This is a genomic window from Vibrio sp. T11.5, assembly GCF_027587155.1.
GTDB lineage: Bacteria > Pseudomonadota > Gammaproteobacteria > Enterobacterales > Vibrionaceae > Vibrio > Vibrio neptunius.
Genome location: NZ_JAPPTP010000002.1, coordinates 36,340 through 60,284 on the forward strand (window position 1 = coordinate 36,340; position 23,945 = coordinate 60,284).

Annotated in this window: 23 protein-coding genes; 10 read left to right on the forward strand and 13 right to left on the reverse strand. The window is 44.8% G+C overall.

What is annotated here, in order from left to right:
- The first annotated feature begins 12 nt into the window (after positions 1–12).
- From OH455_RS03415 to OH455_RS03430, 4 genes are all read left to right on the forward strand, one after another.
- Entirely contained in the window at positions 13–1,140 is a 1,128-nt protein-coding gene (locus OH455_RS03415) for a methyltransferase (protein ID WP_269980357.1), read from the forward strand.
- Positions 1,141–1,191: 51 nt separating this feature from the next.
- Positions 1,192–1,761, forward strand: a complete 570-nt coding sequence (locus tag OH455_RS03420) for a YajG family lipoprotein (protein ID WP_045976122.1) — start codon at positions 1,192–1,194, stop codon at positions 1,759–1,761.
- Positions 1,761–2,306: a peptidylprolyl isomerase gene (locus OH455_RS03425; protein WP_045976123.1), complete on the forward strand. Its 546-nt coding sequence runs from the start codon at positions 1,761–1,763 to the stop codon at positions 2,304–2,306. Before OH455_RS03420 ends, OH455_RS03425 begins: the two co-directional genes overlap by 1 nt.
- Positions 2,307–2,401: 95 nt before the next feature.
- Entirely contained in the window at positions 2,402–3,757 is a 1,356-nt protein-coding gene (locus tag OH455_RS03430; RefSeq protein ID WP_045976124.1) for an AmpG family muropeptide MFS transporter, read from the forward strand.
- A gap of 74 nt (positions 3,758–3,831) precedes the next feature.
- Here the strand turns inward: OH455_RS03430 and OH455_RS03435 are convergent, their stop codons facing one another.
- The 3 genes from OH455_RS03435 to OH455_RS03445 all read right to left on the reverse strand — a co-directional run bounded on the left by OH455_RS03435 (position 3,832) and on the right by OH455_RS03445 (position 5,712).
- Positions 3,832–4,494, reverse strand: coding sequence for a ChrR family anti-sigma-E factor (locus OH455_RS03435; RefSeq protein WP_269980358.1), 663 nt, complete (start codon positions 4,492–4,494; stop codon positions 3,832–3,834).
- A complete protein-coding gene (locus tag OH455_RS03440) occupies positions 4,491–5,075 on the reverse strand; it encodes an RNA polymerase sigma factor (protein ID WP_269980359.1) in 585 nt (194 codons plus the stop codon). Before OH455_RS03440 ends, OH455_RS03435 begins: the two co-directional genes overlap by 4 nt.
- A 67-nt stretch (positions 5,076–5,142) precedes the next feature.
- The gene (locus OH455_RS03445; protein ID WP_269980360.1) at positions 5,143–5,712 is read right to left on the reverse strand and encodes an LON peptidase substrate-binding domain-containing protein; all 570 of its coding nucleotides are present in this window, start codon (positions 5,710–5,712) and stop codon (positions 5,143–5,145) included.
- A gap of 343 nt (positions 5,713–6,055) precedes the next feature.
- Here OH455_RS03445 and OH455_RS03450 point away from each other — a divergent pair, with 343 nt between their 5' ends.
- The 4 genes from OH455_RS03450 (at position 6,056) to csdA (ending at position 9,667) form a co-directional block, all read left to right on the forward strand.
- On the forward strand, positions 6,056–6,853 hold the full coding sequence (locus tag OH455_RS03450) for a nucleoside-specific channel-forming Tsx family protein (protein ID WP_269980361.1): 798 nt from the start codon (positions 6,056–6,058) through the stop codon (positions 6,851–6,853).
- Between the two features lie 113 nt (positions 6,854–6,966).
- Positions 6,967–7,857, forward strand: coding sequence for a 2-dehydropantoate 2-reductase (gene panE, locus OH455_RS03455; protein WP_269980362.1), 891 nt, complete (start codon positions 6,967–6,969; stop codon positions 7,855–7,857).
- Positions 7,854–8,462: a DJ-1 family glyoxalase III gene (locus OH455_RS03460; RefSeq protein ID WP_269980363.1), complete on the forward strand. Its 609-nt coding sequence runs from the start codon at positions 7,854–7,856 to the stop codon at positions 8,460–8,462. Before panE ends, OH455_RS03460 begins: the two co-directional genes overlap by 4 nt.
- Positions 8,456–9,667 carry a cysteine desulfurase CsdA gene (csdA, locus tag OH455_RS03465; RefSeq protein ID WP_269980364.1) on the forward strand — a complete coding sequence of 404 codons (1,212 nt, stop codon included), beginning with the start codon at positions 8,456–8,458 and terminating at the stop codon, positions 9,665–9,667. Before OH455_RS03460 ends, csdA begins: the two co-directional genes overlap by 7 nt.
- A gap of 334 nt (positions 9,668–10,001) precedes the next feature.
- Here csdA and radA read toward each other — a convergent pair whose 3' ends face one another.
- Positions 10,002–11,381, reverse strand: coding sequence for a DNA repair protein RadA (gene radA, locus OH455_RS03470; RefSeq protein ID WP_045976131.1), 1,380 nt, complete (start codon positions 11,379–11,381; stop codon positions 10,002–10,004).
- 134 nt (positions 11,382–11,515) lie between these two features.
- Here radA and OH455_RS03475 point away from each other — a divergent pair, with 134 nt between their 5' ends.
- Entirely contained in the window at positions 11,516–13,861 is a 2,346-nt protein-coding gene (locus OH455_RS03475; protein WP_269980365.1) for a PilZ domain-containing protein, read from the forward strand.
- A gap of 39 nt (positions 13,862–13,900) precedes the next feature.
- Here the strand turns inward: OH455_RS03475 and serB are convergent, their stop codons facing one another.
- A complete protein-coding gene (serB, locus tag OH455_RS03480; RefSeq protein WP_269980366.1) occupies positions 13,901–14,881 on the reverse strand; it encodes a phosphoserine phosphatase in 981 nt (326 codons plus the stop codon).
- 103 nt (positions 14,882–14,984) lie between these two features.
- Here serB and OH455_RS03485 point away from each other — a divergent pair, with 103 nt between their 5' ends.
- A complete protein-coding gene (locus OH455_RS03485) occupies positions 14,985–15,590 on the forward strand; it encodes a YtjB family periplasmic protein (protein WP_269980367.1) in 606 nt (201 codons plus the stop codon).
- Between the two features lie 78 nt (positions 15,591–15,668).
- On the opposite strand, the gene deoD is transcribed toward OH455_RS03485, so the two are convergent.
- From deoD to yaaA, 8 genes are all read right to left on the reverse strand, one after another.
- On the reverse strand, positions 15,669–16,388 hold the full coding sequence (deoD, locus tag OH455_RS03490; protein ID WP_269980368.1) for a purine-nucleoside phosphorylase: 720 nt from the start codon (positions 16,386–16,388) through the stop codon (positions 15,669–15,671).
- Between the two features lie 65 nt (positions 16,389–16,453).
- Positions 16,454–17,674, reverse strand: a complete 1,221-nt coding sequence (locus OH455_RS03495) for a phosphopentomutase (RefSeq protein WP_269980369.1) — start codon at positions 17,672–17,674, stop codon at positions 16,454–16,456.
- A gap of 61 nt (positions 17,675–17,735) precedes the next feature.
- Entirely contained in the window at positions 17,736–19,064 is a 1,329-nt protein-coding gene (gene deoA, locus OH455_RS03500) for a thymidine phosphorylase (RefSeq protein WP_269980370.1), read from the reverse strand.
- Positions 19,065–19,145: 81 nt separating this feature from the next.
- Entirely contained in the window at positions 19,146–19,922 is a 777-nt protein-coding gene (deoC, locus tag OH455_RS03505) for a deoxyribose-phosphate aldolase (RefSeq protein WP_045976138.1), read from the reverse strand.
- A gap of 816 nt (positions 19,923–20,738) precedes the next feature.
- The gene (locus OH455_RS03510; RefSeq protein ID WP_045976139.1) at positions 20,739–22,001 is read right to left on the reverse strand and encodes a NupC/NupG family nucleoside CNT transporter; all 1,263 of its coding nucleotides are present in this window, start codon (positions 21,999–22,001) and stop codon (positions 20,739–20,741) included.
- 204 nt (positions 22,002–22,205) lie between these two features.
- Positions 22,206–22,979 carry a TatD family hydrolase gene (locus tag OH455_RS03515; RefSeq protein ID WP_269980371.1) on the reverse strand — a complete coding sequence of 258 codons (774 nt, stop codon included), beginning with the start codon at positions 22,977–22,979 and terminating at the stop codon, positions 22,206–22,208.
- Positions 22,979–23,128, reverse strand: a complete 150-nt coding sequence (locus OH455_RS03520) for a DUF5363 family protein (protein WP_206368189.1) — start codon at positions 23,126–23,128, stop codon at positions 22,979–22,981. Before OH455_RS03520 ends, OH455_RS03515 begins: the two co-directional genes overlap by 1 nt.
- 12 nt (positions 23,129–23,140) lie before the next feature.
- The gene (yaaA, locus tag OH455_RS03525; RefSeq protein WP_206368187.1) at positions 23,141–23,914 is read right to left on the reverse strand and encodes a peroxide stress protein YaaA; all 774 of its coding nucleotides are present in this window, start codon (positions 23,912–23,914) and stop codon (positions 23,141–23,143) included.
- Between the last annotated feature and the right edge of the window lie 31 nt (positions 23,915–23,945).

Below are 23,945 nucleotides of genomic sequence, written 5' to 3' on the forward strand. Positions count from 1 at the left end.
AGCGTTCCAAATATGAAAACTGAACTTGTGCTCCATGAGCGCACCTTAACTTTGCATCGATTCCCTCAACGCAATAATGAAACTCTTCAGGCTTGGGATGCCGGCGATGAATACCTGATTAATCATGTAGAAGAACTTGGTCTCGCTGGCAAACACATTCTGATTCTAAACGACAATTTTGGTGCGCTGAGCTGCTGGTTGTCGGAGAAAAATCAAGTCACTATGATGAGCGATTCCTTCATCGCTCATCAAGGAACCCGATCCAACCTCAAACGAAATCACTGCCGTGATGTCACCTTGCTTCATACCATGGATGATATTCCGCAAGGCGTGGAATACGTTTTGATGCAAATCCCGCGAAACAACCGCCATTTGGTATGGCAACTTAGCCAGCTTAGACAAAAGCTTGATGCTCCAGTACCTGTGATTGCAGTGAACAAAGCAAAAGAAATTCATACTTCTACATTAAATCTATTTGAAAAGTATCTGGGGACAACAACCACGTCTCTAGCATGGAAAAAGCATCGTCTGGTTTTCTCACAAGCAGATACCACGACGAAGATTTCAGTAGAGCCTACCACCCGCTGGAGTATCGATGAGCACGACTTCGCGCTCGACAACCTACCTAATGTCTATTCAGGTGAAAAGCTGGACCAAGGAGCACGATTTATGCTTGATCACCTCCCTAAACATCTCGCCGACAGAAAAGTGCTCGATCTCGGCTGCGGCAATGGTGTTTTATCCGTAAAACTTGGACTATTGAACACAGACATACAACTCACTTGTGTCGATGAAAGTTTTATGGCGACAGAGTCAGCCAGAAGGAACCTAATTAATAGACTTGGGAAAGAGCGTAAAATAGACTGTGTGACCAACAACTGTCTAGACGGATTCGCAGCGGAAAGTGCAGATTTTGTCGTTTGCAATCCTCCTTTTCATCAGCAACAAGCGATTACCGATCATATCGCATGGCAGATGTTCTGTGATGCAAAGCATGTTCTCAGCAAAGGTGGGCAATTATTAGTTATCGGTAACCGCCACCTCGGCTACGATGTGAAGTTATCTAAGCTATTTGGAAAAACGAACGTAAAACTTGTCGCTTCAAATAAGAAATTTGTTATTTTACAAGCAACTAAATAGTTCACTATCATGTCTCTAATACGTTTAGAGTGACGATCAAAGGAAATTACAATGAGAAAACTGGTTCTAGCCGCGTCAATGGCCCTACTTACTGCTTGTTCTGCACCGCAACACGAACAGCTAAACTTTATGCCTCAGCCAGTTCTGAGCAACAATGACATCGTACAAAACGCAAGTTTCACTCTGACAAGTAAAGACGTTCGTTCAGCGCAGTATGTTGCTCTGATTGATAGTGGCCGTTCAAACATTGAGCCCATTCATTCTAAGCAGAATGTACGTATCGCCATTGAGAATGCCTTGTTGGAGCAATTCAAGTCTCAAGGATTCCGCAGCACGGTTAACAGTGAAAACTCAGTCAAAGTGGAAGTACAAGAGGCGCTAGTATCTGTCAAGCACTCCATAATGGAAAATGAAATGGATGGCAAGGTAGTCGTCGAAGTGACGGCTGAAACGCCTCAAGGCAAACTAGTCAAAACATACTCAGGCACAGCAAAACGCACAGGTGCTCTGAGTGCTTCAAATGAAGAGATCGAAATTGTACTCAATGATGTCACTAATCTAGTACTGAAAGAAATTTCAAGCGATCGTGAATTGAAAAACTATATGCAGGAGCGCTTCTAATGTGGAAAGTTGCTATTGCCTCTTTGGCTCTAGTCAGCAACCTTGTTTTTGCTGGTCCGAAAGTTGAGTTCGAAACTACACTAGGTGCATTTACGATTGAGTTAAATCAGGAAAAAGCGCCGCTAACGGTAGAGAATTTCCTCAAATATGTAAAAGATGGCAGCTATGTAGGCACTCAGTTCCATCGCGTGATTCCGGGCTTTATGGCTCAGGGAGGTGGTTTTGATCAAGACATGAAACAAAAGCCAACTTACGCACCGATAGAAAATGAAGCCTCAAATGGATTAAAGAACGAAACAGCAACCGTTGCCATGGCAAGGACTAACAACCCTAATTCGGCAACGCGTCAGTTCTTTATCAACTATGTCGATAACAGCTTTCTCGACTACGACCAACGTCCACCTGGTTATGCTGTATTTGGTAAAGTGACTCAGGGGTTCGACGTAGTACAGCAGATGTCTAAAAAACGCACCAAGACGGTCGGCAGATACCGCGACGTACCTGCCACTCCTATTGTGGTGACAAAAGTGACTTTGCTTCCATAATCTAATAAGGCTCCAGCTTACTAAGTTGGAGCCTTTTCAAATCCACCTTCTTTCCATAAATTGGCAAGCACTATTCAATTAACAAGGAAGACGTCATGTCTACCAAACCCTCTCCAATGTCTTGGTTGGAAACCATTTATAGTTATTATGATAAGCGCCTATTGTGGGTGTTTATGTTAGGCTGTTCAAGCGGCTTCCCATGGGTGTTGATTGGCTCAAACATGTCGGGTTGGTTAAAAGATGCTGGCTTGACACGCACAGCGATAGGCTACTTTGGCAGCGTTTTTGCTGTTTACGCGATTAATTTTTTGTGGGCTCCACTCGTCGACCGGGTCAAACTACCCGTTTTGCATGCTGTGCTTGGCCAACGCCGAAGCTGGATTTTCTTCTGTCAGTCACTAGTCCTTGTCGGTACTTTATTTATTGCTGGGGTGGACCCATCGCAAAACTTAGCCTTAACCTCAATGCTTGCCCTAGGCATCGCGATAGCATCGGCAACTCAGGATATTGCCATCGATGCTTTCCGCATCGATACTTTCCCTAAATCAGATTCATCCAAGCTACCACAAGCCTCAGCGATGGCAGTGATTGGTTGGTGGACTGGCTATTCACTACCGGGTTACGTTGCTTTCATCAATGCAGATTCAATCGGCTGGAACGGTGTCTACTATGGTATGGCAGGTATTGTCGGTATTTTGATGTTGTTTACTCTGCTAGTCGGCGAACCAAAGACCAATCGTGAAGCACTCCAAAAACAAGCCGAAGCACGTCATAACCAAATTGTAGGTTCTCAAACGCTCTCTTGGTTAAGCGTTACCGTAGTTGAGCCTTTCCTAGATTTCTTTAAACGTAATGGCGTCAAAGTAGCAATAACTCTACTTCTATTCGTCTTCCTGTTTAAAATTGGTGAAGCTTTCTTAGGCAGGATGTCCATCGCTTTCTATAAAGACGTCGGCTTTAGTAATGAACAAATCGGCCATTATTCTAAGTTGATTGGCTGGGGAGCCACCATAGTCTTCACTTTAGTTGGCAGCATGTTTAACGTTCGTTTTGGCATCGTAAGAGGTTTAATGATCGGCGGCATCGCTATGGCTGGTAGTAACTTAATGTTTTCTTGGATTGCCTCTGTGGGACCGGATGAAGATTTATTCTTAGCGACGATTATTGTTGATAACTTTACAACAGCATTTTCCACCGTCGCCTTCGTGTCTTTCTTAACCGTCCTCACAGGCCAAGCTTTCTCTGCAACGCAATATGCATTACTGGCATCGTTGGGTAACTTTGGACGGACCACATTAGCGTCATTCAGCGGTGAGTTGGTTGACTTTCTCGATGATTGGTCAATGTTTTTTGTCATTACATCGGTGATGGTCATCCCGAGCTTACTTATGCTCTATTCACTTCGTCACTACTTCGCTGACCTATTGAACAAAGCCAAAGAGCGAGATTGACCACAACTTAAAAAGTAGCCCTTCAAATAGAAAAAAGGCTTGGCAATTCGCCAAGCCTTTTGCTTTTGAGTCTATTATGGATACATACCTTTGCCGAACATGTTAAATATGCGGGCAACACCTTGAGTAAATATCATAGGTTCTGTGAGTACGGTAATACACAAGCAGTCCTCTCCTTTTTGAGTATAGGGACTGTGTTTTATCGAAGCATCTTTAACGAGGTAATCACCCGCTTCGTAATGGCCATCTTCGTCGCTAAAGCCACCATGCAATATCAGCGTCGATTCCATACCTCTATGAGTGTGCTGTGGAATCTTCACATCTTCAGCGATGTACATTAAGTTCACTCGTACACTGTTACCCATGTCTACTGGTGCGCTAAATACCTTGCCACCGTAGTTTTTCCATTCCCCCACCTTATCCCTGAAACGTGTAAGAGACAGTGGTAGCTGAAAGGTTTTGCCATTAACTTCAATGCTGGATGGCTTTCTGGTAGGCCGAACCGCTTGTGGAACTGGATCTGCCCTTAGAATATCGTTCAGCATACTGTCGAATGAGCTGTCGTCGAAAACATCAGTTTCCATTAGCGCTTCGCCACAAAGATTCTCAAGCTCTAATACTTGTTTTTTACAACTAGGGCAGCTCTCAAGATGAGTGGCGACAGTAAACCCATCGACAGCATCCAAACTGCCTTCAACGTAAGCCTGTAACATATGCTGATTTGGATGATAGCTCATAGTCTCTCTACCTCTATTGAATGTCGAAGCTTCTCTACTGCTAGCCTAAGCCTTGATTTCACTGTGCCGACTGGAATATCGTACATATCTGCAACCTGCTGGTGTGGCAACTCCTCTAAGTAGACGGCCTGAACAACCTTCTTTTGCGCCTCAGGGAGGACATCTAAAAACTTCACAACTTGCTCTTTTAGCATCTCATGTTCGGGCGCATAATGCTCAACCATATCTGGTGGACAATAATCATTGGGCCAAATGTCCTCAGAATGAATGTGCAGATCTTTACCACGTTGTTTGCGAAGTGTGTCGTAGCACAGGTTTCGCGCGATCGTATAAATCCAAGTCGACAGCGAGCTTTTCGATCCATCGAACAAGTGGCTTTTCTGCCAAACCGTGGTCATCGTTTCTTGCACTAGCTCAAGGGCCACTTGTTCGTTGCCCATATGCTTGTATGTGAACTGCTTCAACCGTGGAGCAAAATGCTTGAACACCAAAGCATAGGAAGCTTTATCTTTTTCTTTCACTTTTCCCATACAGAGCAGCCAGTCTTGTTTAGCAAAAGAGTCTGTGTCCTGAGCAGCCATATTTTTGGTCCTTTCCAGCGCTTTTGAAGTAGTACGTAAGAAAAAATGAATGGATCACTTTGTAAGTTTAGCTTTCAATGGAGCGGGTGAGAAATTCTATCGCTTCGTTGCAATCTTTTTGCTGCACAAGAAAGTCAAATTGTTTCTGGGGAATGGGCAGTATCTCAAGCCAACGCTGACTCACCCAGCTTGCATCGTCGAAGAAGCGTTGGTCATACAGTTCCCCAAGTTGAGGGAACTGACTGTAGACTGTTCGTAATTGCTCACTCAAATACTTGTGCTCGTTGGATAGCTGCGAAAACTCCCAGCTTGAGCGCCACTCAACGCGTGCTCTGCGTAACCCGTCAAACTCGGTTCTGATTCTTTTGATTTCGAAGCATCTTATCCCAACAACTGTGACGCCCAACAATCCATCATCAAGTAACTCAAAGTCAACGATTTTCGCGAGCGCCCCAAAAGACGATAAACGAGACATCGCTGGCGCTTCGTCATGCTCTATCAGACAAATGCCGAAAGTTCCGTCCGACTGGCTTGCCTCTTTTATCAATCTTTTGTATCTGGGCTCGAATATACGAAGCTTCATCCTTCCTTCGGGAAGAAGAATCGATCCCAGCGGAAACAACATAATTTCAGACACTATTTATCACCCTTAAACACTTTACAGTTGCTTACGTGGAAAGTGAGAGTTAGATCAATCACCAAATATGTTGATTGCTTGATCAGCATAAAAATCAGCGCAAGCGCTTGCGTAAACGATATCTATATCACTTTTTGTGCAAAAAAATCATAGTTCCGTTACATCGTTGAAAAATGATCATTAGTGAGATATTCGTCACTAGTTTTATGTATTTTTGCACTTCGTATCACTATTAATTGAGATTTTTATCGTTATTATGCGCTCCAGAAAAAGCACAGCAGAGATTGTGCAACAACGGCTATATGAACAATTTTTGATATTGAAAAACATAGAGAGTCCCACTATGCGTAAATCACTTTTAGCTCTTGGTGTCGTAGCAGCACTGTCTGCACCAGCAATGGCGGCCGATTACTCCGACGGCGATATTCACAAGAATGACTACAAATGGATGCAGTTCAACCTAATGGGCGCATTCAACGAAAAACCAGGTAACTCAACACACGATTACTTAGAAATGGAATTTGGTGGTCGCTCTGGTCTGTTTGATCTGTATGGCTACGTTGACGTTTTCAACTTAACGTCAGATCCAGGCAGTGATAAAGCAAACGCTGAAAAGATCTTTATGAAGTTTGCACCGCGTATGTCTCTAGATGCACTGACTGGTAAAGACCTTTCTTTCGGCCCTGTTCAAGAGCTATACGTTTCTACATTGATGGAATGGGGCGGTAACTCAGGTGTTAACTCGCAGAAAATTGGTATTGGTTCAGATGTGAATGTTCCTTGGTTAGGTAAAGTAGGCCTAAACCTTTATCGCACTTATGATGGTAATAAAAGAGACTGGAATGGTTTCCAAATTTCAACCAACTGGTTCAAACCTTTCTACTTCTTTGAAAATGGCTCATTCATTTCTTACCAAGGTTACATTGACTACCAATTTGGAATGGAAGATGCTGCAAATAACAAATTCGGCTCAACTTCTAGTAACGGCGGTGCAATGTTTAACGGTATCTACTGGCACTCAGATCGCTTTGCTGTCGGTTATGGCCTAAAAGCTTACCAAGATGTGTATGGTATCGAAGACACGCCTGCATTCCGCTCTTCAGGGGTCACTAACTACTTGGCAGTGACTTACAAGTTCTAAGCGACTAGAAAAGCTTCATTGCCTATAAATGGTACCTTCGGGTACCATTTTTTGTTTGCTTTCGCTTAAACGGTGATTATCCTTGTGAGAAATTATCTGTTCGGCAAACCAACGTGAATATCGTTATTCTTGGCCCAGGCGCTATTGGGACACTATGGGCAACTAAACTCTCCATCGCGGGGCATAATGTCGCCGTATGGTCTAACTCAACAGACCGTCACCTGAGTCTGCAGCTTGATGAATTACCGCCGATTCAATGTGATAACCGAGATATCACTTCCATTAGGCAGGCTGATTTACTGCTAGTCACCGTAAAAGCGTGGCAAGTTAAGCGCGCCCTTGAGCCGCTCAAAGCGCATATAACTCCAGAAACCATGATTTCCCTGATGCACAATGGCATGGGAACCGCAGAATGGCTGAGCAACACTTTTCCTCGCAACCCTTTACTCCTTGCGACAACTGCACATGGCGCCTATCAATCGGCCAAACACCAAGTGGTACACACTGGGTTAGGCATCACCCATATAGGTGGTATTAACCATTCAGGCAAACAATGTGACTTCCTCAGGGAAGTCTTACAGCACGCACTGCCAGAGGTTATTTGGTGTGACAATATAGAGCATGCATTATGGCTTAAGCTTGCCGTCAACTGTGCGATCAACCCCTTAACAGCCATATTCCAAATCAAGAATGGTGAGCTGGGTTCTGAGCGATTTAAAGAACAACTGACCAATGTTATCGAAGAAGTCTTTCGTGTCATGAACGCTTGTTCCATCCCTATCGACAAGTCCATACTAGTATCCACAGTTCACCAAGTGATCAATGCCACCGCAGAGAATATGTCTTCTATGAGGCAAGATATTCACTATCGACGCAGAACAGAAATTGATTTTATTACTGGTTACTTACTAAAGCAGGCTAAAATTCACAATATTCAAACCCCTGAAAACCAAACGCTATACAACCAGATCTACCACATCGAACAAAGCTGGAAACAACAATGAATATAAAAGTACTGGTCCCGATTGCTCCGGGAACGGAAGAAATGGAAGCGGTCACCATCATCGACATGATGGTACGAGCTGGCTACGACGTTACCGTGGCCAGTGCTGATTTTGCTGGTCGGCTGACAATGAAAGCTTCTAGAGGCGTCACGCTCACTGCTGATTGTAAACTCGTCGATATCGCCGATGAAGAATTCGATGCAGTGATCTTGTCTGGTGGCGTTGGTGGAGCTGAAACCTTTCGCGACAGTACCGTATTAGTCGAGATTGTTCGCCAACAGATGTATGAAGGTAAGCTCGTTGCAGCTATATGCGCAGCCCCAGCCTTGGTGCTAGCTCACCATAAGCTTTACCCAGACGCTTTAATGACATGCCATCCAAGCTTTGAGTCTCATATCACTAAAGAAAATTGGCGAGTTAAACGCGTTACCTACGATATCAATCACAACTTACTGACCAGCCAAGGTCCTGGCACCGCATTAGAATTTGCTATGGAAATCATCATTAATCTTTCAGGTAAAGAACACGCTTGGACGGTTGCAGAGCCTATGGTAACAATTCCGACACTGCAATATCACAAGCTGGGTGGCCTTGAGTCATGCTAGATGTTCATGCTATCCGTTTACAATTCCCTGCATTAGCTCAAGATGTTAATGGAGAACAATTAGTGTATCTCGATAGTGCAGCGACTACGCAGAAGCCTGATTGCGTTATTAGTGCCATTTCACACTACTATCGTTCTCAAAATGCCAACGTTCATCGTGGCAGTCACAGTCTGACCGCACAAGCAACCAGTGACTTTGAAGCCGCTCGTCAAACCGTCGCAGACTTTATTGGCGCGCAGAATAGCAAAGAAATCATCTGGACACGCGGAGCGACAGAAGCGCTCAACCTAATCGCACAAACCTATGCGCGAAACACACTACAGCGCGGTGATGAAATTCTGGTTAGTGAAATGGAACACCACGCCAATATCGTGCCTTGGCAAATCGTTGCAGAGCAGACAGGAGCAAAAGTCGTCAAAGTACCAATGACCGACAATTGCCGATGGGATATGGCGGCATTCTCCGCTTTGCTATCCGATAAAACGAAACTAGTGGCGCTGGCTCACATCACCAATGTGACGGGAACACGCCTTCCCATTGAGTCAGTAATAGCTCAAGCTCATCAAGTGGGAGCGAAAGTCATTGTCGATGGTGCTCAAGGCATTGTTCATGAAACGATTGATGTGAAGGCGTTAGATGCGGATTTTTATGTTTTCTCTGGACACAAACTCTACGCTCCTGCTGGCATTGGCGTCTTATATGGCAAACTGTCGCTGCTTGATGCTATGCCACCCTGGCACGGAGGGGGGAAAATGGTTGATAAGGTGTCATTTGCAGGGACCACTTTTAGTGAATTACCCGGAAAATTCGAGGCTGGCACACCCAATGTAGCAGGTGTGATAGCCCTAGCTACAGCGATCGACTGGTATCAGTGTTTTGAACAAGCCGACGTAAAAAATCACATTCGCAATCTGGTTCAAAACGCTTATCAAAGACTATCTCAAATTGATGATGTTAAGGTATTAGGGTATCAACAAGATGCTTCTTTGCTGTCGTTTATCATTGATGGAGTGCATCATCAAGACCTCGCGACGTTACTTGATCAACAAGGTATTGCCGTCCGCGCGGGTCACCATTGTGCTCACCCTCTAATGGATGCACTTGGTGTTAAAGGCACTGTGCGCGCCTCTTTCGCCATTTACAACACACAAGAAGACGTTGACAGGCTGGTCGCAGCTGTCGAGAAAGCCGTTGATATGCTTTAGGCAAGAGCGGGAACGCTTTGCTACGGATGCGGGATTTTGGAACGGACTGCGTCCTACGGTGAGCTGGATAACTAGATAACTAGATAACTAGATAACTAGCTTTACATTAATCGAGCCTCCACTCTTTATTTTTATGACGGTCATCCTCAAGAGGGAGGAACGACCGAGTTGGGGATCTCTTAAAGTAATTCGAACAATTGAAGAGATTCCCTACTCACTCCTTCGTCGCTCTATGGAATGACCGAAAAGAGGCTTCTTCTTTCTAGCAGGGCGAAGCCCGATCCCGTTCTCCCGCAACGAAGTGTTCCACAGGACAAAGTCCGTTCCCGCTTCCCTAAAGCTCATCAAACGCTTCAATCGCTTCAGAAAGCTTTTTCACACCATGGATCTGCATTCCCGGGATCCCACCTTTAGGCATATTCGCTGCAGGAACAATCGCTTTCTTAAAACCATGCTTAAAGGCTTCATTCAACCTCTCCTGCCCACTTGGAACTGGACGAATCTCTCCTGCTAAGCCGACTTCGCCGAATATCACCACATCTTTAGGTAAAGCTCGATCTCGAAAACTGGATAGAAGCGCTATCACTAATGCCAAGTCAGCGCTGGTTTCTGTTACCTTGACACCACCAACGACATTAACAAACACATCTTGATCCGCCATCTGTAAACCACCATGCTTGTGTAAAACCGCCAGTAAGAGCGACAAGCGGTTTTGCTCAAGGCCCACAGCAACACGCCGTGGGTTAGCCAACTGAGAGTAATCAACCAAAGCTTGAATCTCGACCAGTAGAGGACGAGTGCCCTCCCATACCACCATGACTGAACTGCCAGATGTTTCTTCTTCCCCTCGAGAAAGGAAGATGGCTGACGGGTTGCTGACTTCTTTGAGCCCCTGCCCTGTCATCGCAAATACCCCCAGCTCATTGACTGCTCCGAAGCGGTTCTTATGGCTGCGCATAGTTCTAAAACGATTGTCCGTTCCGCCATCAAGCAATACTGAACAGTCAATGATGTGCTCAAGCACTTTAGGCCCCGCTAACGTCCCGTCTTTCGTCACATGGCCGACAATAAATACAGAAACATTGTTCTGCTTAGCGTAACGAGTCAAGGCCGTAGCCGACTCACGCACTTGTGCCACACTGCCAGGTGATGATTGCACATCCGCAACATGCATCACCTGAATCGAATCGATGACCATGATCTTAGGCTGCTCTTTCTCAGCAATTTGACAAATACGATCGACGTTAGTTTCTGAAAGCATTTTCAGGTTGTCTTTAGGCAAACCGAGTCGTGACGCTCGCATCGCAACCTGTTGTAACGACTCTTCACCTGTGACGTATAAGGTTGGCATTTGTGAGGCGAGATAACACATAGTTTGCAAAAGTAGCGTTGATTTACCCGCTCCTGGGTTACCACCAATCAGAATGGCAGCACCCGGCACTACACCGCCACCAAGAACACGATCAAACTCTTTAAAACCACTGGTAAAACGAGGAACTTCCTGCAAATCAATGTCAGATAGGGTCTGAACCTGAGTTTCACCAGAGTTACCTGCGTAACCCGCTAACCGCTCATTGCGTGCCGCTGCTGGTGATGCCGCCAACCTGACTTCACTGATCGTATTCCACGACCCACAAGCATTGCATTGTCCTTGCCAACGCGGAAAATCTGCCCCACAGTCATTACACACATATGCTCTTTTTGCTTTCGCCATATCACCTCAGACCTGTATTTGTGACTATGCTATTATCATACGTCACCTATTCACCTTGATTCGGTGTAACATATCATTAAAGATCTTTATATCAAGGTCGATATTGAGAGTAAGGGACACGCTAACAAAAATATATGCAGCAGTCAGAGATTTTATCTTTAGCAGAACGATTGATTCCTGCTTACAACTCCGGTGATTTTGAATACCTTCTCGCCCAAATGACTGAAGGGGAGCCCCCATCGGTTAAAATTCTGGTCAAAATGGAGCTCAATCGAGTGATGGCTCCGTGTACTAAACCCGTAGACCTTCGCGGCCGAGTAAAAGGTGAGTGCCGCGAATACGAACTCGATGGTGTAAAACATTGGCTCGATGACGTTGCCTTCAACGCCTACCATAAAAATACTCGTAAATTTGGCGGCTATACTGAAGGGGTCTGGGAAGCATTATGTAATACTCATAATAATTTTCGAGTAATGCAAAAACGGGGTAAACCCCACGGCATTGAGTTTTCAGAAAAAAGTTCAGCATACGATGTTGAAGCGATTAATTTGGGTTACGATCTCAAGCGTCGTGAGAACCGTTTAAAACTCTCTTCTCAAATAGAATTTCAGATCAACAGAGATCAGCTCGTCCACGCCACAACTGTCGATATCTCGCCATCAGGAGCAAAGTTTAAGGTCCCATCCGCATTTAACTACAAACTCGGAGAGATCATAGCGGTACGTTTCGTTGAATTAATCAAAGAAAGTGAAGTCGAAGGGCTAGACACCCCTATCAACTATCGGATTGTTGGAATTGATGAATCTTACGAAAACGATGCTGTAAAATATCTACGGTTACTCAAACTTGACGAGTCAAACGTCGTTGAACAAGTTATCGAAGACAAACTGACAAATGATAGCCAACGAAGCCGGCATGACAATCAAGATAAAGTCATTCGAGCTCGCTCTCGAGGCTATGAGCATACATTCCTTAAGCACACCTGTAATTTACCTGTTTTCTTCAGTGGTAGTGAACTTAAACTCGCCTTAATGACAGAGAACAATCAACCCATTTGGCAATACTGGCAAGATGAGCGCAATCAACAAACCTTGACCAGCTTGTTTAATAAAGAACGTTTAGAACAGCTCACCAAGCCTGGTATGCGAGGTAGCAATAATGTGTTTTACTCCTTCACTCACAATCATCAAGGTAAGACCCTATTTTTCTCCATGATGATGCCAGAGGCGAGTAGAGAACTCCGTCAGCTTTTCTGGCACGTTGGGGCCAAAAAAGAGAGCTGGAGAGTGTTTCGATTACATGTTTTTGAACTGTCCAAAGAGGAACGGGTAGAGCTGTCCAAGCATTCAACTGAACTCAACTTTAAAACTAACTCGCTTAGCCATTGCGGTATTCTTCAGGAGCTATCTACTGAGTCTACTAACCAAGATTACCTTCTGACTGCAAAGCCTAGGATGCCGACTAGTGAACTCAATCGCTTTCGCCATGCCCGTAATCCAGAAAATAACCCTGTTTGTATCTACTTTGATGCAATATCCCGTAGGAAAGAACCACGTTTTCAATTTCGTTCTCCGATCGAATTGTCTTATCCTCATGATACCGTTCATACAGGGGTGACATTAGACATTTCTAAACGTGGAATTAGCGTCGCTTTAACTTCTCAAAGCGAGCTAAAAGCAGGAGATACATGTTCGGTTAACTTTAAAGAGCTTAGTCTGTACGATAAACAACTGCCTCTTAATAACGTTCCATACGAGGTTGTTCGAATTTCTCCAGGAGGGAAGCGCCTTCAGCTAGTTATAAAAGAAGACAGCAATACCATGCGCACCATTGCTTTTTTTGGACGGCTGATCGAGCATAATCAAGATAAACTGATTGCCCAAAAAGAACTGTTGCCCAGTAATCAGTTACTGGAAGGTTTGCACGACATCTTGCTGGATAAGATTGTGAGCTCGCCTATCTTCGTAGAAAAACGAGGGAAAAACCTTAAGCCTCGCGTGATAGGTATTAACTATCCTCTTGCTTCCCACCTAGTGGTATTCGCTAAACTTGGCCATGATGAGAATTTTTCCGTCGAGCCTATCTATAAAGGTCATACTAATACACTGCTCGCTCAACCAATGCGTCGTATTGATGGTGCACAGCCTCAGTTTCAGGAAATTTATTTATCAACCACAAGGTTTGGTACACGCATTCAATCTTATGAATCCAAATTGGTGAGCGAATTTGATTCGCTGAAAGATCGTATTGCTTTCATCAAAGATGCGCAAGGAATGGGAGAGTTTTATGCTCTTCGTATTTGTAGTGCTCCTGTTTTTGATGCCATGAGCGCACTACTTCAAGAGGATCTCAAAGAGCTGGCGGCTATCAGTATGAATCAAGCCAGAAGCTTAGAAAAAGAGCTCACGGGTATCATGGGGTATGGCGAAATAACGGATATCACAGAAGAAGTGCTTACTCGTCTTGAAATGACCAAATAAGAGTAATAAGAAAGCGAGGTTTTAAACCTCGCATCGTCACTATGGAGCAGGTTTAAAACTCAGTTTCTTCTGCTTAGACAGAGCAGCAGATAGAATACACAGTACACCTCCCAGTCCCACATAACGCACGGCAGTTTGCGCTTGTTGCTCCACTTTAGGTTTTGCATGGTAAGCGATACCAAGACCTGCAACGGACATCATCATCAGATCGTTTGCACCGTCTCCAACAGCGATAGTATTGTGTGGTTCAATATCGTATTGTTTGGCTAACTCTTCGAGGATATCCGCTTTAGTTTGAGCTGATACAACGTTACCAACCACTTGACCAGTTAACTTGCCGTCAATGATTTCCAGCTGATTAGATTCTGCATGGTCTAAATTCAATGTCTCTTTGAGATAATCTGAGAAATAGGTAAACCCACCAGAGGCAATTGCCGTTTTCCAGCCAAACTGACGTAAGGTACTTACAAGCTCAGGCAGGTCAGGCATCAATGGCAAAGCGTTTCTTACACTAGACAGGATACTTTCATCAGCATCAGCCAGTGCACTCACACGTTGACGTAAGCTCTGTTCAAAATCCAGTTCACCTTGCATAGCGCGCTCTGTCACTTCCGCGACTTCCTCACCCACACCAGCTAATTTGGCTATTTCATCAATACATTCAATTTGAATCGCAGTCGAGTCCATATCCATAACGATAAGGCCTGGCTTTGATAAATCGGGAAGATCATTAAGCGACGCATAATCCAGCCTAATGTCTTGGAGAACTTTTTCATGTTGAGCAGTCAGCTCACCCTGCATTAATGCTACTTCATAGCGGCCAACCTTCCACACATCAACGACAGCATTGTGTTGGCCAGTACAAAGGTCAATAGTTTCAAAATATTGCGATGACAAACACTCTGCGAACACAATCCAATTAGCCTTAGCTTTATCAAATTGACTAAATAAGCGTGTCTCGGGAATTCGATTGTATAGTGATGTATGTTTTTGAATAGAAAAGGTCTTAAACGTTTCCATGTGAATTATTCCTAAAAAATCTACTAACACGTTAACCTATTGCAATTTAGCTGTGCAAGCATCAATATGCTCTATAGAAGAATTAACCTTAAGTTAGGCGAGTATGGAACCCTCTCTGTTCTCATTTCGTATTGCCTTAAGAGCGCTGGCAATCCTCTCGTTGATAGCAATGATGGGAGTAATTGGTATTAACAGCGTCAAAATTACTAAAGGCAATGAACAAATTCAGAAAAACCAGTTGGAAACACTGATAAAAGTGTTGGTTTCTCAAGCTTCTTTATCAGCAGGTGATATGATAGCCAATCAAGATCAGGAGCGCTTGTTGAAGCTAACCAACCAACTGGCTAAAGACAATCTCGTGTTTGATGCCACCATCTATGACGCGGAAGGGATTCGCTTAGCCTCAAGCGACAAGGGGAAAAGTGTGCGTGAAGTTCTCGGTTTAGATACGCCACTTGAAACCGCTCGAATTGGTAAACAGCAATTAGTTGAACCCATTATGCACGACAATGCAGCCATTGGTTTTGTTCGTATTACCTTTGAGACGGGTAAAGTAACTGCTTTTTCTGATCACTACTACCGTAAAAGCGACCGTTACATGTATACCATGGTCGGAATGAGTTTTATCGCAGGCTTACTGTTGGCAGTTGTGGTGAGAAGAAAACCCAAACGCAACAGTGAAAATCTGCTTCTTAAAGAAATGAGTTAGCCAATTGCGAGTAAAAAAGAGGGGTAGTATTTAAGTCACTCCCCCTCTTTTACTATTTTTCAGCGATTAAGACTGTATCTAGGCATCATCACCTAACAGGATAGAGTCAAGCGCGATAATCATCATATCGTTAAACGTAGTTTGACGCTCATCAGATGTTGTCTGCTCGCCCGTTTTGATGTGATCAGACACAGTACAGATAGTCAAAGCTTTCGCACCGTACTCAGCACAAACGCCGTAGATGCCTGCCGCTTCCATCTCAACACCGACAATACCGTACTTGTCCATCACATCGAACATTTCTGGATCTGGTGTGTAGAACAGTTCAGCGGAAAACAGGTTACCGACTTTCACTTCGATACCACGTGCTTTCGCTGCCTCTTCTGCTGCACGGACCATCTTGTAGTCAGCGATAGCAGCAAAGTCATGGCCTTTAAAGCGAATGCGGTTTACTTTAGAGTCAGTACAAGCGCCCATACCAATTACAACATCACGTACTTTAATGTCTTCGCTAACTGCACCACAGCTACCTACACGGATGATTTTCTTCACACCGTAGTCTTTAATCAGTTCAGTAGCATAGATTGAACAAGATGGGATACCCATACCGTGGCCCATCACAGACACTTTACGACCTTTGTAAGTGCCTGTGAAACCGAACATATTACGCACATCACAGACCTGAACGACATCTTCTAGGAAGGTTTCTGCAATGTACTTCGCGCGTAGCGGATCACCCGGCATAAGAACGACATCTGCGAATGCACCCGTTTCAGCATTAATATGTGGAGTTGCCATGTCTGTTAATTCCTTAACTAAGTTAAATGTTGTCAGAGAGGTGGTTTACCTCTCTAACTCTCTCATTACAAAAAGTTTTTACCGTAATCCATTGGTGAAGTACCAAAGTAAGTCGCCAATGATTGACCAATATCCGCAAAAGAGTCACGCAGGCCTAGAGAACCAGCTGGCACTTTCTGACCATAAACAATTACAGGGATGTGTTCACGTGTGTGGTCAGTACCTGGCCAAGTTGGGTCACAGCCGTGGTCGGCAGTCAGGATTAGAACATCGTCTTCTTCCATCAGTTCCATAACTTCATGGATACGGCCATCGAAGTACTCAAGCGCAGCAGCGTAGCCTGCAACATCACGACGGTGACCATAGGCGGAATCAAAATCAACAAAGTTAGTAAAGACGATAGTATTGTCGCCCGCGTCTTTGATTGCCTGTTTTGTTGCTTCAAATAAAGCAGGAATACCTGTTGCTTTGGTCTTCTTAGTAATACCGCAGCCAGCATAAATGTCAGAGATCTTACCGATCGAGTGAACTTCACCGCCCTTCTCGTCAACAAGCTTCTGTAGAATCGTCGCTGAAGGTGGCTCAACAGACAGATCGCGGCGATTACCAGTACGCTCGAACTGGCCTTTACCCGGGCCAACGAATGGGCGAGCGATAACACGGCCGATGTTGTAGTCTTCCAGCTCTTCACGTGCGATCTGACAAAGCTCAAGCAAACGTTCTAGGCCAAAGGTTTCTTCATGACAAGCAATCTGGAACACCGAATCCGCCGACGTATAGAAGATAGGTTGCCCTGTCTTCATATGCTCTTCACCAAGATCATCCAGTACCTGAGTGCCTGATGCATGACAGTTACCAAGGAAACCGTCTAGACCAGCACGCTCAAGAATGCGATCTGTCAGCTCTTTCGGGAAGCTGTTGGCTTTGTAGGTAAAGTAGCCCCAGTCAAACAGAACCGGAACACCAGCAATTTCCCAGTGGCCTGACGGCGTGTCTTTACCTGAGGATAGCTCAGCAGCATGGCCGTAAGCTCCGATGATCTCCGCCTCAGTATCTAAACCTGGCGCAAAGCGACCCGTTGACTCTTTATGGGCCATTGCTAAACCAAGCTTTGACAGATTAGGCAACGTCAGTGGCCCTTTACGATCAGCGTTATCCGCTAGACCTTTATCACATTGGTCTGCGATATGGCCCAGAGTGTCTGAACCAACATCACCAAATTTCTCAGCGTCTGCTGTCTCACCGATTCCAAATGAATCCAGTACTAATATAAATGCTCTTTTCATTGCTCTTCCTCAGGCCCACCGGTAATCATTTTTATATGGCGGGCCTTAGTGTAATTTTTGATTAAACGTCTTCTGCGCGGATCTGACGATAAACCTCAGGCGTTGGAGTATACTCACCACCGATAGTAATAGCCTGCTTCAGCGCTTCAGCTGCTTCAAGCCATTGCTCTTCACTACGTGCATGAATCACAGCCAGTGGTTTATCACTCGATGCTTTTTCACCAAGACGGATGAACCCGTCAAAGCCCACAGCATAGTCAATTTCATCTGTTGCCACACGGCGACCGCCACCCATGGAAACCACCGCCATACCGATTGCACGAGTGTCCATTGCCGATACCACACCGTCCTCATCAGCGAAGACAGGTTTGATGATTTCTGCTTTTTCCAAATAGTTTTCGTAGTTTTCAACAAAATCGGTTGGGCCGCCTAGGCCTGCGACCATCTTACCAAAGCACTGAGCAGCTTTACCGTTATCTAAAACTTCCATCAGTTTGGCGCGTGCATCTTCTGTGTCGTCAGCCAATTTAGCCAACACCAACATTTCTGCACATGACGCCATCGTAACTTCAAGTAAGCGAGGGTTGCGGTATTCACCAGTCAAGAACTGAACCGCTTCACGTACTTCGACTGCATTACCCGCAGAAGAAGCCAGAACTTGGTTCATGTCAGTTAGGATAGCTGTTGTCTTGGTACCTGCACCGTTTGCTACTGCTACGATAGATTTAGCGAGCTCTTCCGAGGCTTCATAGGTTGGCATGAATGCACCTGAACCCACTTTTACATCCATCACCAATGACTCAAGCCCAGCAGCCAGTTTCTTAGACAGGATTGAAGCCGTGATCAGAGAAATGTTGTCGACCGTCGCGGTAATATCGCGGGTTGCGTATACACGTTTATCGGCTGGCGCTAAATCACCTGTTTGGCCAATAATGGCAACACCTGCGTCTTTCGTAACATCACCGAACACTTGATTGGTTGGCGTGATGTTATAGCCAGGAATTGACTCCAACTTATCCAGAGTACCTCCAGTGTGACCAAGACCTCGACCCGAGATCATTGGAACAAAGCCACCACATGCCGCAACCATTGGCCCAAGCATCAGCGAAGTAACGTCACCAACACCACCAGTTGAATGCTTATCTACAATTGGGCCGCCAAATTCTTTATGGCTCCAATCGATAACCATACCGGAATCACGCATCGCACACGTCAGCGCAATGCGCTCTGGCATTGTCATTTCATTGAAAAATATCGCCATCGCAAAGGCTGCGATTTGCCCCTCTGAAACGGTGTTTTTAGCCACACCTTGGATGAAGAAATTGATTTCGTCGGCAGTCAGGACTTCGCCATCGCGTTTTTTACGAATGATTTCTTGAGGTAAATACATTAGTTCCTCCCACACAAAACGGTGGTTAGTAAAGTAAAAAGTAATGTGGTGAGCTTTCGCTCACCACATTCAGACTTTTAATTAGTACGCTGCAGGATCTGCAGTTTCGTCTGTTACTTCTAATGTATTTAGTAGGTTAGTAAGCAGGCTAGAGGCACCAAAACGGTAATGGCGAGCATCTACCCAGTTGTCGCCCAAAATCTCATCTGCCATTGCTAGATACGCGGCTGCATCTTCAGCAGTGCGCACACCACCTGCTGGCTTGAAGCCAACCGATTTTGCAACTTCCATATCACGAATCACTTCCAGCATCATGCGTGCATATTCAGGTGTTGCATTGACTGGCACTTTACCCGTTGAAGTTTTAATGAAGTCAGCGCCTGCTTTAATTGAAATTTCAGAGGCTTTCTTAATTAGAGCTTCTTCTTTCAGCTCACCGGTTTCGATGATGACTTTCAGAAGAATGTCACCACACGCGGCTTTACATTGCTTAACGAGCTCGAAACCCACTTCCTCGTTACCTGCCATTAGAGCACGGTATGGGAATACAACATCCACTTCATCTGCACCGTAAGCAACGGCCGCTTTCGTTTCTGCAACAGCGATATCAATATCATCGTTACCGTGTGGGAAGTTCGTTACTGTAGCAATACGAACGTCTGGTGTACCTTGCTCGCGAAGTGTCTTCTTAGCAATAGGAATAAAGCGAGGATAAATACAGATCGCTGCTGTGTTACCGACAGCAGATTTTGCGTCATGACACAGTGAGATCACTTTTTCATCAGTATCATCATCATTCAGCGTTGTAAGATCCATAAGTTTAAGTGCACGTAGTGCTGCTGCTTTTAAATCGCTCATTTCTATCTCCGATCAATATTCATAAATATATCTGCTCAACCTAAATAGTTGACGCATTCATTAATGAACGGACTTGGTTCCCTGAAGACTTAGGGATAAACAGCGAATCTACCCCCAATTGCTATCCTTGTCACCGCACAGTACCAGTTTGGTCTATGGCACAACAATCTGCGATTGCGGTGTCTAACGGTATCTGTAGCCGATTGTCCAATGTACTGACATCGCTACAACCAACACCAATCATACTCCTTGTACTAACAGGTGCTAGCTAAAATCACTTTTCAATAATCCATTGATAAGTCACACCATTAAGATATACCCAACGATACCCGATAAGCCAGATAACGCGGCAATGCAGGTTTGGGCGACTTAATGGCAGAAAACAGGACTCAAACGACAAAACCCAGCAGGGTCGCGAGGTAAACTTCGTTAATGAGTTTTACCCTACTCTCTATATTTACATACATTATAGATATTCGTCGCAGAACTGTAGTGGTCCATAAAGCGCAAACGGTTTGTATCTCAAAAAAGATTCTAGTTAACGTTCACTCAATAATCTTACTGAATAATCGTTGCGAATCAGGTTATCTGAACTCAGTCCAAACTTGTCATACAAGCTAACGAAAGTTCTTGCCAACTTGTACGAGTTTTCTCTCCAAGCAGTGTGTGTAAAACAAGGTCACTATGGTTAAACCCCAGTTAACATCGTAATCGGGCTCACTCTATTGGAAGAAACAAAAAAGCCCCGTAGCACACAAGAATGTGTGTCTACGGGGCTTTTTAAAACGGCGTCTATATAATCTTTCGCTTACTTAATTAGAAAGATAGGAAGAAGCCAGCGATTGTCGCCGCCATTAGGTTAGATAGCGTACCAGCACAAACCGCTTTGATACCCATACGGGCAATGTCATGACGACGGTTTGGCGCTAGACCACCTAGACCACCAAGCAGAATCGCAATAGAAGAAAGGTTTGCGAAACCACATAGAGCGAACGAGATAATTGCTGCAGTCTTGGTTGACATTACTTCGCCAGTCTCTTGGACTACTTGCGCAGCGTCACCAACGTATGGTACGAAGTTTAGGTACGCGACGAACTCGTTAACCACTATCTTCTGACCAATGAATGAGCCAGCAAGTGTAGCTTCTTCCCACGGAACACCGATTAGGAATGCTAGAGGCGAGAAGATGTAACCAAGCAGAATTTCCAGTGTTAGTTCAGGCATATCGAACCAACCGCCAATACCACCTAGGATACCGTTGATAAGAGCAATTAGACCGATAAACGCTAACAACATTGCGCCAACGTTCAATGCCAGCTGCAAACCAACAGAAGCACCGCCAGCCGCTGCGTCAATGACGTTAGCAGGTTTATCTTCACCACCGTCAATGTCAGTGCCTAGCTTTTCATCAGGTGTTTCTGTTTCTGGCTTGATGATTTTCGCGAATAGTAGACCGCCTGGCGCTGCCATAAATGATGCCGCAACTAGGTACTCTAGAGGTACACCCATAGAAGCGTAGCCCGCTAGTACACCACCAGCAACTGAAGCTAGACCACCACACATTACTGCGAATAGTTCAGATTGCGTCATCTTAGGAACAAACGGACGAACCACAAGAGGTGCTTCAGTTTGCCCTACGAAAATGTTCGCAGCCGCAGACATTGACTCCGCACGCGACGTGCCAAGTGCAGCCTGTAAACCGCCACCAAGAATCTTGATTACCCACTGCATGATACCAACGTAGTAAAGTACAGAGATAAGTGCAGAGAAGAAAATTAGCGTTGGAAGTACCTGGAACGCAAAAATGAAGCCAATACCGTCAACTGAGAAGTTAACTAGGCTGCCAAATAGAAAACCAGTACCGTCTTTACCGTAGTCGATAACACTTTGTACACCAGCTGAGAAGCCAGCTAGAAGGTCACGACCCCATGGTACGTAAAGAACGAAACCACCGATGATAAATTGGATAGCAAATGCGCCACCCACAGTTCTTAGATTGATAGCTTTTCGGTTATCAGACAGTAGTAATGCAATTCCTAGCAATACTGCCATACCGACTAGGCTCATAAACAGGCTCATAGTTTATGATTTCCTTATATGTTATTTGTTGGCGTGTTACAAAATGGAGCTCTAAAGCGGAGCCAATTATACTCATCCGTCCAATGATAAAGTAATGCTGCCCTCACAGTTTCTAATAAGATTCATCATGCGTTCACCCATTTACGTGAAGAAGATCACTTTATAGCGAACTGCAAATCATAAAAAGAACATTTTCTTTAGAAACTATTCACAAATACCGAATGCCGAATTGCTATTTTTCCAGATGCTTTCAGCAAGCGTTTGCTCATTAATACCCTTCAGCTTTGCGAGACATGACAAGGTTTGAGCTAACATTTCCGGATGATTAGGTTTACCTTGGTGCCCGTAAAGAGGCATGTCTGGCGCGTCCGTTTCCAGAACGAGACACTCCATAGGTAAGTTCATCACCGCTTGGCGCGTTTTCCGTGCTCTTGGATAAGTGATAACACCACCAATACCAATATAGAAACCCAACTCGACAAATTGCATTGCCTGCTGATAGCTACCCGAAAAACCGTGTAACACTCCACCGTAAGGAAATTTATGACGCTTTAGCAACTGAAGAACCAAATTGTGGGTTTTCCTCGCATGGAGGATCAGCGGTAACTTGAGTGTTTTCGCCAATTCAACCTGAGTAACAAACACTTGTCGTTGAATCTCTTCGTCAACAGCAACCATTGCATCTAAGCCACACTCACCAATCGCTTTACAACGTTCCAGCTTTGTTTCAAACAAAGTGTGTAACTCAGGTAACTGCTGCTGACTATCTTGCGTTAAAAAGTAGGGGTGCATGCCCAACGCAATATAAACAGATGGATATAAAGAAGACAGTGCAACTAATTGTTGCCAATTGGAGGGCCCAACAGCCGGAATCATGAACCGTTCAACGCCCGCTCGCTTTGCCAGTTGCAGTTGAGCCGGAAAATCATCTGAAAAGGGGGCGAAATCGAAATGACAATGGGTATCAAAAAGGCGCATTACCGCTGCGCCTTTTTATTAGATTGAGAAGCTTGCTGAACGGGGTCTGTGTGATAAGGAACACAACTGCGTTTGTTCTGCGGAGTTAGGCCCATCGACTGACACCACTCGTCGTATCGCGCAACCCACTGTTTAAACCAAGCTATCATCTGTTGATTCCTTTATTGCTCTTCGCGTTTAAAGACCAATTCGGTCGGTGAAGACTCATCTTCAACAAAATAATAGCCCGCTGTGTCAAATTTAGTCAGGTCCGCAACGCTCTCGATACGATTCTCAATGATGTATCGTGCCATCATGCCACGTGCTTTCTTCGCATAGAAGCTGATCACCTTGTACTGACCATTTTTACAGTCTTTGAAAATTGGCGTAATTACCTGAGCATCCAGAGATTTTGGTTTTACGGCTTTAAAGTACTCGTTTGAAGCAAGGTTAATTAGAACATTATCACCCTGTTCAGTAATAGCTTGATTTATCTTATCAGTAATCACATTACCCCAGAACTGATACAGGTTATTGCCGTTTTCATTGGCAAGTTTCGTTCCCATCTCCAAACGGTAAGGCTGCATTAGATCAAGTGGTTTTAATAAACCATATAAGCCAGATAACATGCGTAAGTGCTGTTGAGCATAATCAAAGTCATCGTCTGACAGGCTTTGAGCGTCTAAGCCAGTGTAGACATCACCTTTAAAAGCCAGAATCGCTTGGCGTGAGTTCTCCGTCGTAAACGTCTCACTCCACTCCTGAAAGCGGCCAACGTTAAGGTCAGCGATCTTATCGCTCACTTTCATCAAGCTAGCGACATCGGCAGGCGTTAGCTTACGACAGACATCAATCAGTTGTTTTGAATACTCTGTCAGTTCTGGCTGAGTAAATTTCTCTGTAGCCAGTGGAGATTCATAATCTAAGGTTTTCGCTGGTGAAACGACGATTAGCATGGCTTTACTCTATCTGTTCTGTTTTTATTCG

Excerpts from the sequence above, each read along its gene's own strand:
- OH455_RS03415 (WP_269980357.1), top strand. The coding sequence starts at position 13 with ATGAAAACTGAACTTGTGCTCCATGAGCGCACCTTAACTTTGCATCGA.
- OH455_RS03420 (WP_045976122.1), top strand. The coding sequence starts at position 1,192 with ATGAGAAAACTGGTTCTAGCCGCGTCAATGGCCCTACTTACTGCTTGT.
- OH455_RS03425 (WP_045976123.1), top strand. The coding sequence starts at position 1,761 with ATGTGGAAAGTTGCTATTGCCTCTTTGGCTCTAGTCAGCAACCTTGTT.
- OH455_RS03430 (WP_045976124.1), top strand. The coding sequence starts at position 2,402 with ATGTCTACCAAACCCTCTCCAATGTCTTGGTTGGAAACCATTTATAGT.
- OH455_RS03435 (WP_269980358.1), bottom strand. The coding sequence starts at position 4,494 with ATGAGCTATCATCCAAATCAGCATATGTTACAGGCTTACGTTGAAGGC.
- OH455_RS03440 (WP_269980359.1), bottom strand. The coding sequence starts at position 5,075 with ATGGCTGCTCAGGACACAGACTCTTTTGCTAAACAAGACTGGCTGCTC.
- OH455_RS03450 (WP_269980361.1), top strand. The coding sequence starts at position 6,056 with ATGCGTAAATCACTTTTAGCTCTTGGTGTCGTAGCAGCACTGTCTGCA.
- OH455_RS03460 (WP_269980363.1), top strand. The coding sequence starts at position 7,854 with ATGAATATAAAAGTACTGGTCCCGATTGCTCCGGGAACGGAAGAAATG.
- csdA (WP_269980364.1), top strand. The coding sequence starts at position 8,456 with ATGCTAGATGTTCATGCTATCCGTTTACAATTCCCTGCATTAGCTCAA.
- radA (WP_045976131.1), bottom strand. The coding sequence starts at position 11,381 with ATGGCGAAAGCAAAAAGAGCATATGTGTGTAATGACTGTGGGGCAGAT.
- OH455_RS03475 (WP_269980365.1), top strand. The coding sequence starts at position 11,516 with ATGCAGCAGTCAGAGATTTTATCTTTAGCAGAACGATTGATTCCTGCT.
- serB (WP_269980366.1), bottom strand. The coding sequence starts at position 14,881 with ATGGAAACGTTTAAGACCTTTTCTATTCAAAAACATACATCACTATAC.
- OH455_RS03485 (WP_269980367.1), top strand. The coding sequence starts at position 14,985 with ATGGAACCCTCTCTGTTCTCATTTCGTATTGCCTTAAGAGCGCTGGCA.
- deoD (WP_269980368.1), bottom strand. The coding sequence starts at position 16,388 with ATGGCAACTCCACATATTAATGCTGAAACGGGTGCATTCGCAGATGTC.
- OH455_RS03495 (WP_269980369.1), bottom strand. The coding sequence starts at position 17,674 with ATGAAAAGAGCATTTATATTAGTACTGGATTCATTTGGAATCGGTGAG.
- deoA (WP_269980370.1), bottom strand. The coding sequence starts at position 19,064 with ATGTATTTACCTCAAGAAATCATTCGTAAAAAACGCGATGGCGAAGTC.
- deoC (WP_045976138.1), bottom strand. The coding sequence starts at position 19,922 with ATGAGCGATTTAAAAGCAGCAGCACTACGTGCACTTAAACTTATGGAT.
- OH455_RS03510 (WP_045976139.1), bottom strand. The coding sequence starts at position 22,001 with ATGAGCCTGTTTATGAGCCTAGTCGGTATGGCAGTATTGCTAGGAATT.
- OH455_RS03515 (WP_269980371.1), bottom strand. The coding sequence starts at position 22,979 with ATGCGCCTTTTTGATACCCATTGTCATTTCGATTTCGCCCCCTTTTCA.
- OH455_RS03520 (WP_206368189.1), bottom strand. The coding sequence starts at position 23,128 with ATGATAGCTTGGTTTAAACAGTGGGTTGCGCGATACGACGAGTGGTGT.
- yaaA (WP_206368187.1), bottom strand. The coding sequence starts at position 23,914 with ATGCTAATCGTCGTTTCACCAGCGAAAACCTTAGATTATGAATCTCCA.